Origin of the sequence: Bradyrhizobium sp., from assembly GCF_049691595.1 — a bacterium.
In the GTDB taxonomy this organism is placed as follows: domain Bacteria; phylum Pseudomonadota; class Alphaproteobacteria; order Rhizobiales; family Xanthobacteraceae; genus Bradyrhizobium.
In genome coordinates, this window is sequence record NZ_JBAVNZ010000332.1 from 1 (window position 1) to 1,938 (window position 1,938).

General features: G+C 63.2%; 2 protein-coding genes. Both read left to right on the top strand.

The window, feature by feature from the left end; translation table 11 throughout:
- The first annotated feature begins 214 nt into the window (after positions 1–214).
- A complete protein-coding gene (msrB, locus tag WCE35_RS14545) occupies positions 215–715 on the top strand; it encodes a peptide-methionine (R)-S-oxide reductase MsrB (protein ID WP_424594038.1) in 501 nt (166 codons plus the stop codon).
- A 190-nt stretch (positions 716–905) separates the two neighbouring features.
- Positions 906–1,938 (top strand): flagellar hook-basal body complex protein (locus WCE35_RS14550; RefSeq protein WP_424594039.1); only part of this gene is annotated, 1,033 nt, incomplete at its 3' end.

Consider the following 1,938-nt stretch of genomic DNA (forward strand, 5'->3'; position numbering starts at 1 on the left):
GTCCCCAGCCGCGTGCGCAGGCAAACCCGAACGAGGGCGAGGAGGCCTGATTCAAGTTCCCCCCACCCTGGCGCTCCGCCGCTTGCAGGGGAGGTCGGGATGGGGGCATCTCGCAAGAAAGTGAGAATATCCGGGACGGTCCGGTGTAACTTCGCTCGCGGAGTGCCGTATCTGACAGCGAACGATTGATATGCCGCCTCGCACGGAGACCATCATGATTGACCGCCGTATTCTGCTCGCATCCGTTGCCGGCCTGTTCGGCCTTGCCGCCTTCCGCTGGCTGCGCGCAACGCCGGCCGAGGCCGCCGAGAAATTCGAGATCGAAAAGACCGATGCCGAATGGCGCGCGCAGCTGACGCCGCAGCAATATGAGATCCTGCGCAAGCAGGGCACCGAACGCCCGGGCTCGAGCCCGCTGTTGAAGGAGCACCGCAAGGGCACCTTTGCCTGCGCGGGATGCGACCTGCCGCTGTTTTCCTCCGAGACGAAATTCGAAAGCGGCACCGGCTGGCCGAGTTTCTACCAGCCGCTCGAGAACGCCATCGGCAAGACCGAGGACCGTACCTTCGGGATACTGCGAACCGAAGTTCATTGCCGGCGCTGCGGCGGCCATCTCGGTCACGTCTTCGATGACGGGCCGAAGCCGACCGGCCTGCGTTACTGCATCGACGGTTTTGCGCTGGTGTTTCGCCCGGCGGCGCCGTCCGCGACCTGAAGGCCGCTCGCCCGGCAATTGTTGCCCCGCCCGGCAATTGTGCCCCGGTCCCCGGACCGGGGCTTTTTGTTTATGTGATTGAACTAAAACGATTTTTCTATTTGGCACGGCGCTTGCGACGTTCTCCTTCGATTGCGGCCATGGTTTTGCGGATCGGCTGGCCGCCCGGATCGAATTTGGAGACGATGTTATGGGTATTTTCGACGCACTGAATACTTCCGTCAGCGGTTTGCAGGCGCAGTCCTTCGCGCTCCAGAACATCTCCGGCAACATCGCGAACTCATCGACCGTCGGCTTCAAGGCGACCGGCACCAGCTTCCAGGATCTCGTTCCGCAAAGTTCGTCGCCCGAGCACCAGGCGGCCGGCGGCGTCGCGGCCCGCGCCCAAGCCTCGATCACCACCCAGGGCACCGTCTCGGCGACCGCCGTGGCGACCAATATGGCGATCAGCGGCGCAGGCTTCTTCAACGTGCAGAAGCCGATCGGCATTGTCGACAACGTGCCCGTGTTCGACGGGATCACCGACTATACGCGTCGCGGCGATTTCCAGCTCAACGCCAACGGCAATCTCGTCAACGGTGCCGGATACTACCTGCTGGGTGTGACCGTCGACCCCGTCACCGGCAACCCGATTGGAAATGTGCCCCAGGTTCTGCAGTTTCAGAACAATTTCATTCCGGCCAAGGCGACGACCAAGATTACATATGCCGCCAACCTTCCGACCAAGCCGGCGACAGTTGCGAGTTCCACCGCCAACTTAGGTACGCTGACGGCTCTGGGCGGCTTGAATCCGGCTGACTTCACCCCCGGCTTCAATCCCCAGATCATCGGCACGCCGGCGACGCCTTTCGCCGATGCGACCACCACGGGAAGCGCGGTCAACAACAAGGCGGCGATCCCGGCAGCCATCAGCGGCACCACGCTCTTGTCCGGTGTTGCGGGAACGAATTCGATCACGTCAAATTTCGCCGCCGGCGACACCATCACCGTCGACGGCACGGTCGTCACATTCGTCGCCGCCGGCGCAGTCGGCAACCAGCTCAACGTCACCGACAACGTCACGACGCTGCTGGCCAAGATCGATTCGATCACCGGCACCGCGAACCCCTCGACCGTCGGCGGCGGCGCGATCACGCTGCATACCGGTACAACCCAGAACCTGACGGTCACGAGCACGAACGCGTCGGCATTCGGGGCCCTCGGCTTCCCCGCTACCGTGACTG